General features: G+C 71.8%; 6 protein-coding genes. 2 read left to right on the top strand and 4 right to left on the bottom strand.

The window, feature by feature from the left end:
* Positions 1-153: 153 nt before the first annotated feature.
* Together AB0J52_RS21715 and AB0J52_RS21720 are read right to left on the bottom strand one after the other, a co-directional pair.
* A complete protein-coding gene (locus tag AB0J52_RS21715; RefSeq protein ID WP_500183583.1) occupies positions 154-651 on the bottom strand; it encodes a Rieske (2Fe-2S) protein in 498 nt (165 codons plus the stop codon).
* Between the two features lie 101 nt (positions 652-752).
* The gene (locus AB0J52_RS21720) at positions 753-1,229 is read right to left on the bottom strand and encodes a Rieske (2Fe-2S) protein (RefSeq protein WP_500183584.1); all 477 of its coding nucleotides are present in this window, start codon (positions 1,227-1,229) and stop codon (positions 753-755) included.
* A gap of 323 nt (positions 1,230-1,552) precedes the next feature.
* Between AB0J52_RS21720 and AB0J52_RS21725 the strand changes: the two genes are divergently transcribed.
* Positions 1,553-2,188 (top strand): hypothetical protein, encoded by a 636-nt coding sequence (locus AB0J52_RS21725; RefSeq protein ID WP_500183586.1) that lies wholly within the window; start codon positions 1,553-1,555, stop codon positions 2,186-2,188.
* Positions 2,189-2,309: 121 nt separating this feature from the next.
* On the opposite strand, the gene uvrA is transcribed toward AB0J52_RS21725, so the two are convergent.
* Positions 2,310-5,147: an excinuclease ABC subunit UvrA gene (gene uvrA, locus AB0J52_RS21730; RefSeq protein WP_500183588.1), complete on the bottom strand. Its 2,838-nt coding sequence runs from the start codon at positions 5,145-5,147 to the stop codon at positions 2,310-2,312.
* A gap of 306 nt (positions 5,148-5,453) precedes the next feature.
* A complete protein-coding gene (locus AB0J52_RS21735; protein WP_500183589.1) occupies positions 5,454-6,083 on the bottom strand; it encodes a GNAT family N-acetyltransferase in 630 nt (209 codons plus the stop codon).
* Positions 6,084-6,150: 67 nt separating this feature from the next.
* Here AB0J52_RS21735 and AB0J52_RS21740 point away from each other — a divergent pair, with 67 nt between their 5' ends.
* Positions 6,151-6,786, top strand: a complete 636-nt coding sequence (locus tag AB0J52_RS21740) for an alpha/beta hydrolase (RefSeq protein ID WP_500183591.1) — start codon at positions 6,151-6,153, stop codon at positions 6,784-6,786.
* The last annotated feature ends 114 nt before the right edge of the window (positions 6,787-6,900 follow it).

Below are 6,900 nucleotides of genomic sequence, written 5' to 3' on the forward strand. Positions count from 1 at the left end.
GCCGGGCACCGGGCCGGGCACCGGGCCGGGCACCGGGCCGGGCACCGGGCCGGGCGCGGGCGGCCCGCGCGGAGCGGAGGCCCGCGCCGGCGCGAACGGCCGCCCGAGGTGAACGGGTGTCCGAGTGAACGGGTGAGACCCGGCCCCGGGCCGTCAGGTCAAGATGATCTTGCCGCCGCTGACCTTGATCGCCTGCTCGACCAGCGCCTTGCCCGCGGGCGGGCGCGCGACCCTGCCGTCGTCGATGCGGAACTCGCTGCCGTGGCAGGGGCACCTGATCAGGCCGTTCGCCACCGAGGCGACGGTGCAGCCCCGGTGCGTGCAGACCGCCGTGAACGCGCGGTACTCACCGGGCTCGGGCTGGGTGACGACGACCTTCCGGTCCTTGAAGACCTTGCCCCCGCCCACCGGGACCTCGGCGGCGTCGCCGAGCACGACCCCGCCGCCGCTGCTCATCGTCATGCCGCCGTTGTCGGTCGGCGTCGCCGTCGCCGAGGGCTTCCCGCCCTCGGAGTCGGAGTCCCCGCACGCCGCCGCCAGCCCGGCGACGCCCACGACCCCCGCACTGAGCAGCAGGCCCCGCCTGGCGAGGTCGCCGGACGGGCGCTGCTCGGGTGGGGCGGGAATCGCGGTCTCGTGCTCCTGGGGCATTACAGACCTCCGGTGCGGTTGGGGGTGTCGTGCCGTCACCAGGAGTACGTATCGCGCTCAGGACCGGTTCAACCCGCGGTGGCCTCCGCAGGCCACAGGAATCACACCACCACGATGCCGTCGCCCTTGACCTGAACCGGGTATTCGGTCAGCGCCTTGTTCGCCGGGCCCTTCGCCACCGAGCCGTCCGCGATCTTGAACTCGCTGCCGTGGCACGGGCACTTGACGACGCCGCCGGCGACCCGGTTGGTCAGGCAGCCCTGGTGGGTGCAGATCGCGCTGAACGCCTTGAACACGCCCTGACTCGGCTGCGTCACCACGACCTTGGTGTCGGCGTAGACCTTGCCGCCGCCGACCGGGACGTCGGCGACCTTCGCGATCTCCTTGCCCTTCAGCTCGCCCTGCGACGCCGCCTTGTTCGACTTCGGACCGCAACCGGTCAGCATCCCGGCGCCGAGCGCGGCCCCCACCGCGCCCGTTCCGCACAGCACCATCCGGCGTCCGACGGCCCGCTCCGCGCCGTCCCCGCCTCCGGCGACCCGGCTTCCCCGGCCCCCGCTCGTCGCTTCGTCGCTCATGGTCACCATCATTCCGGACGACACCCCGGATCCCGCACCGGCCCCACCCCGACCCGACGCCCGCCCCCGCGCGGTCCGCAGACGCCGCCCTCGGCTCCGGCGGTCGGCGGGTACTCACATGGTGAGGAGGCCTTTTCCACGCACTGCTCATTTTGTGAGCAGTGGCGCGATGTGGTCATCCGCCCCACGGCGGCCGCCCCTTGAAAAGGCTGGTCAGGTGACTGAAAGTGGCTCCCATCAGTGATGGGCAATGGAGTCTTGGCGATCCCGCACAGTGTCGCGAGCATTGCCGACCGTACTTGCCCGAAGAGAGGGAGAGTCCGGTGCGAGAAATGCGAAAGCGGCGCTGGGCCGCGGCCTGCGCGACAGGCGCGGCCTTCGTCGGAGTGGGCGCGCTGTCAGCGCCCGCGCTGGCCGGGACCCAGTTGGTGACCTGGACGGCCGGCGGGGGGACGACGCTCAGTGGGCAGGGAATCGTCTACGTCCAGAACGCGACGATCGGTTCGGTGATCGTCTGCGACACGTCCTCGCTCACGGGGACCATGCGGAATGGCACGGGGTTGTCCGGGATCGGCATCGGAACCGTCACCGGCATGACATTCAGCAATTCGGCCAGCCCGGGTTACTGCCGCGGTCCCCTCGGGCTCTCGATCTCCTTCGGCATGAGCATGCTCCCCTACAGCTTCGACGCGGACGGCTACAGTTCGGGGACGGCGACCGGGACGATCTCGCGCATGCAGTTCACCATGGACTACGGCGGCGGCTGCGTGGCGACGGTGGGGGGTTCGACCACCTGGAGCTACACCAACACCGCGGGGAAGCTCAAGTTCACCGGCGGAAACCTCCACACCACCTCGGTCACCGCCTCCTGCGACCCCGACATCATCACCACCGGCGCCAGCATCAAGCTGAGCGGAACCCTCCCGCTCTCCCCCGTGCTCAGCCTCACCAGTCCGTAGGAGGCGGGACGGACCGCCGTCCGCGCTGCCGCCAGAGGTGAGGCGGCCCTGCTGAGACCGCGCCGGGCATGCCGCGGGCCGCGCGGAGGGTTCCGCGCGGCCCGTGCACCGGTGTTCCGGGTCAGCCGAGGATCTTGGCGAGGAAGGTGCCGGTGTGGCTGCCCTCGACCTTCGCCACGTCCTCGGGGGTGCCCTGGGCGACGACCGTGCCGCCGCGGGAGCCGCCCTCGGGGCCCATGTCGACGATCCAGTCGGCGGTCTTGATGACGTCCAGGTTGTGCTCGATGACGATGACCGTGTTGCCCTTCTCCACCAGGCCGTTCAGCACGCCGAGGAGCTTGCGGATGTCCTCGAAGTGCAGGCCGGTGGTCGGCTCGTCCAGCACGTAGACGGTGCGGCCGGTGGAGCGGCGCTGCAGCTCGGCGGCGAGCTTGACGCGCTGGGCCTCGCCGCCGGACAGGGTCGGCGCGGGCTGGCCGAGCCGGACGTACCCGAGGCCGACGTCCACCAGCGTCTTCAGGTGCCGGTGGATGGCGGTGACCGGCTCGAAGAAGACCGCGGCCTCCTCGATCGGCATGTCCAGCACCTCGGAGATCGTCTTGCCCTTGTAGTGGACCTCCAGGGTCTCCCGGTTGTACCGGGCGCCGTGACAGACCTCGCACGGGACGTAGACGTCCGGCAGGAAGTTCATCTCGATCTTGATGGTGCCGTCGCCGGAGCAGTTCTCGCAGCGGCCGCCCTTGACGTTGAAGGAGAAGCGGCCCGGCTGGTAGCCGCGCACCTTCGCCTCGGTGGTCTGCGCGAACAGCTTGCGGATGTGGTCGAACACGCCGGTGTAGGTGGCCGGGTTCGACCGCGGGGTGCGGCCGATCGGCGACTGGTCGACGTGCACGACCTTGTCGAGCTGGTCGACGCCGTTCACCCGCTTGTGCTTGCCCGGGACCGTCTTCGCGCCGTGCAGCTGCTTGGCCAGCGAGTTGTAGAGGATGTCGTTGACCAGCGTCGACTTGCCCGACCCGGACACGCCCGTGACGGCGGTGAACACGCCGAGCGGGAACGCGACGTCGACGTTGCGCAGGTTGTTCTGCTGCGCGCCCTTGACCGTGATCTCGCGGCCCTTGGTCCGCGGGCGGCGGATCTCGGGCACCGCGATCTCGCGGCGGCCGGACAGGTACTGGCCGGTCAGCGAGTCCTCGGAGGCGAGGAGCTCCTCGACGGTGCCGGACACGACGATCTTCCCGCCGTGCTCGCCCGCGCGCGGGCCGATGTCGACGACCCAGTCGGCGGCGTTGATCGTGTCCTCGTCGTGCTCGACGACGATCAGCGTGTTGCCCATGTCGCGCAGCCGCAGCAGCGTCTCCAGCAGCCGCTGGTTGTCGCGCTGGTGCAGGCCGATGGACGGCTCGTCCAGCACGTACAGGACGCCGACCAGCCCGGACCCGATCTGGGTGGCGAGCCGGATGCGCTGCGCCTCGCCGCCCGCCAGCGTCGCGGACGCGCGGTCGAGGGTGAGGTAGTCGAGGCCGACGTCCAGCAGGAAGCCGAGCCGGGCGTTGACCTCCTTCAGCACCCGCTCGGCGATGTGCCGGTCGCGCTCGTTCAGCTCCATGGCCAGCAGGAACTTGGCGGCCTCGCCGATCGGCATGCCCGCGACCTCGGCGATGGACCGGCCGCCCATCGTCACCGCGAGGACGACCGGCTTGAGCCGCGCGCCGTCGCAGGCGGGACACGGGATCTCGCGCATGTAGCCCTCGAGCTTCTCGCGCGAGGAGTCGCTCTCGGACTCGGCGTGCCGCCGGTGGATGTAGGGGATCACGCCCTCGTAGGACGTGTAGTACGAGCGGGTGCGGCCGTACCGGTTCTTGTACCGGACGTGCACCTGCGTCTCGTGCCCGTTCAGGATCGCCCGGCGCGCCTTGAGCGGCAGCTTGCGCCACGGCGTGTTCAGGTCGAAGCCCATGGCGTCGCCGAGCGCCGACAGCAGCCGCAGGAAGTAGTCGCTGACGTGCCCGCCCGACCAGGGCTGGATGGCGCCCTCGCCGAGCGAGAGGTCCTCGTCGGGGACGACCAGCTCGGGGTCGACCTCCATGCGGGTGCCGAGGCCGGTGCACTCGGGACACGCGCCGTAGGGCGAGTTGAAGGAGAACGAGCGGGGCTCCAGCTCCTCGAACGACAGGTCGTCGTAGGGGCAGTAGAGGTGCTCGGAGTACATCCGGGTGCGGTTCTCGTCGTCCTCGGGCAGGTCGACGAAGTCGAGCACGATCGTGCCGGCGGCCAGGCCGAGGGCCGTCTCGACGGAGTCGGCGAGCCGCTGGCGCGCCGAGTCCTTGACGGCGAGCCGGTCGACGATCACCGAGATGTCGTGCTTCTCCTGCTTCTTGAGCTTGGGCGGCTCGTCCAGCCGGACCATCTCGCCGTCGACGAGCGCGCGCGAGTAGCCCTTGGACTGCAGCTCGCGGAACAGCTCCAGGTACTCGCCCTTGCGGCCGCGGATGACCGGCGCGAGCACCTGGAAGCGGGTGCCCTCGTCGAGCTCCAGCACCCGGTCGACGATCTGCTGGGGCGCCTGGCGGCTGATCGGACGGCCGCAGACCGGGCAGTGCGGGTGCCCGATGCGCGCGTACAGCAGCCGCAGGTAGTCGTAGACCTCGGTGATCGTCCCGACCGTCGACCGCGGGTTCTTGCTGGTCGACTTCTGGTCGATCGAGACCGCCGGGGACAGGCCCTCGATGAAGTCCACGTCGGGCTTGTCCATCTGCCCGAGGAACTGGCGGGCGTAGGCCGACAGCGACTCGACGTAGCGGCGCTGCCCCTCGGCGAAGATCGTGTCGAACGCCAGGCTCGACTTGCCCGACCCGGACAGCCCGGTGAACACGATCATCGCGTCCCGCGGCAGGTCGAGCGAGACGTCCTTCAGGTTGTGCTCGCGTGCTCCTCGCACGATGAGTCGGTCATGCACGGCGTCTATTCCGGTTCCTCTTCTGGGCGCGGCGGTGGGACGGTATGTCCCCACGGTAGTCAGGGGGTCCGACAGAATTCCGGCAGAACGCGGGCGCGCGGACTCCCCCGACTGAACAACAGCGAGAACGCCCGCCGAATTTCACCTCGGCCGTCCCGCCCCCACGGGACCTCCGGCCACGCTCGAACCGTACACGTGTTCGAAGATCTCCCGCCACCGGAACACACCGTGCCCCTCCAGGCCGTCCTGCGGACCCGGCGGGTGGGGCCGGGGCGCGGAGGCCCGCAGGCCCCGCTCCCAGGGGCTTCAGGCGTCCCGGCGGCCGGCCCAGGCTTCGCGGGTGATGCCCCAGCGCATCATCGGCCCCTCCTCGGCCGGGGCCTCGCGGACGCCGTCCTCGACGCCGAGCAGCACGTACCCGAGCTTGGGCGGGACCGCGGCGCTGCGTTTGTTGGCCACGTCACAGTGGATCTCGACGCGCTCGACGCCGGGGAGCCCGAACGCGAGGTCGGTGAGCGCCCCGGCGGCCTTGGTGGCGTAGCCGCGCCGGGTGTGCGCCACGTGCACCCAGTAGCCGATCTCCAGGGCCCCGGGGCCGAGGCGGTCGTGCAGCCCGACCGTGCCCGCGATCCGGCCGTCCGGGCTCTCCAGCAGGTAGGCGTACTCGGCGCCGGCGTCCCAGGCGCGGCGGGTCGCGGCGATCCAGGCCCGCTCCTGCTCGGCCGTCTGCGGCTCGGAGGCCCACGGCATCCAGGGGTGCAGGTGCTCGAACGACTCGTTCAGCGCCGTCAGCAGGCCCGGCAGGTCGTCCTCGACCGGGCGGCGGAGCGTGAGCCCCGGCAGGGCTACCAGCTCCGGCGGGCGTCCGTCGGCCGCGTGCGCGGGCCGGGGCGAGGGGTCTTCTCCGGGAGGCGTGGGTGGGCGCTCGGTGCTCATCTGCCGATGCTCGCCACAGACCCGCCCCCGCTCCACTCATTTTCCGCAACCGTGACAAGCTGGCCTTATGGATCTCCAGGTGGACCTGCGGCCGCGGCTGCGCCCGCGCGGTCCGGCCCGTCCGGACGCGGTGGCGCTCGTCCTGCACGGCGGCCGCGAGTTCGGCCGCGAGCCCGCCACCGCCCGGCAGCCGGCCGCGCTGCGCATGGTCCCGTTCGCCCTGCACCTGCTCAGCGCCGGGCGACGGCACGGGCTGGCGGTCTGGTCGCTCGGGTACCGCTACCGGGGCTGGAACGGCGACGAGGCGTCGCCCGTCCCGGACGCCCGGTGGGCCCTGGACGAGATCCGCAGGGCCCATCCGGACGTGCCGGTCGCGCTGGTCGGCCACTCGATGGGCGCGCGGACGTCGCTGCGCGTCGCGGACGACCCGCAGGTGGCCGGTGTCGCCGCGCTGGCCCCGTGGGTGCCGCGGGACGAGCCGGTCGAGCAGCTCGCCGGGCGGCGCGTCCTGATCATGCACGGCACCGAGGACGGCACGACCCCCTACAAGGCGTCGGTCAGGTACGCCGACCGGGCGCGGCCCGTCGCCGCGTCGCTCGGCTTCGTCACGGTGCCGGGCGAGGGCCACGCGATGCTCCGCCGTCCGGGGCTCTGGCATCGTCGCACCACCGCCTTCGTGCTGGACGTCCTGGCGAAGGGGTAGGCGCCGGCCGCCGCGAGGTGGCGGGCCGGGCCCTGGTCAGTCCGTCCGGACGGCGGTGAGCACGTCGGTGCGGGACGCGCGCCACGCCGGGGGCGTCGCCGCCAGGACGCCCAC

The sequence above is a fragment of the Spirillospora sp. NPDC049652 genome, from assembly GCF_040675125.1.
GTDB lineage: Bacteria > Actinomycetota > Actinomycetes > Streptosporangiales > Streptosporangiaceae > Spirillospora.

Coding starts and splice junctions, on each gene's coding strand:
- AB0J52_RS21715 (WP_500183583.1), bottom strand. CDS start 651: ATGCCCCAGGAGCACGAGACCGCGATTCCCGCCCCACCCGAGCAGCGC.
- AB0J52_RS21720 (WP_500183584.1), bottom strand. CDS start 1,229: ATGAGCGACGAAGCGACGAGCGGGGGCCGGGGAAGCCGGGTCGCCGGA.
- AB0J52_RS21735 (WP_500183589.1), bottom strand. CDS start 6,083: ATGAGCACCGAGCGCCCACCCACGCCTCCCGGAGAAGACCCCTCGCCC.
- AB0J52_RS21740 (WP_500183591.1), top strand. CDS start 6,151: ATGGATCTCCAGGTGGACCTGCGGCCGCGGCTGCGCCCGCGCGGTCCG.